At 47.4% G+C, this 272-nt stretch carries 1 protein-coding gene; it reads left to right on the forward strand.

The features are described 5' to 3' along the window. Positions 1–49 precede the first annotated feature (49 nt). Positions 50–272 (forward strand): hypothetical protein (locus AB9F29_RS22720; protein WP_369757351.1); only part of this gene is annotated, 223 nt, incomplete at its 3' end.

Raw genomic sequence — 272 nt, forward strand, 5'->3', positions numbered from 1 at the left:
CGAAGCGGACGATCTGCGCACCCTCAAAACACTGACGGCGATGCCGATTGTGAGCGATAAAATTGTTTCTGCTGGCGATGTTAAACGCCTTTGTGATGTTTGCCGTGTTCCCGATTTTAGGGGAATCAGCCACGATGAGCATGCAGGACTTTTGGAGCAATTGTTTCGATTCTTGCAGGAATTCAACCGTGTGCCATACGATTGGTTCGCCAGACAGGTCAAACGGATCGATAAAACGGACGGTGATATCGATGTTTTATCTAAAAGATTGG

Origin of the sequence: Falsihalocynthiibacter sp. S25ZX9, from assembly GCF_041205405.1 — a bacterium.
Taxonomy (GTDB): domain Bacteria; phylum Pseudomonadota; class Alphaproteobacteria; order Rhodobacterales; family Rhodobacteraceae; genus Falsihalocynthiibacter; species Falsihalocynthiibacter arcticus.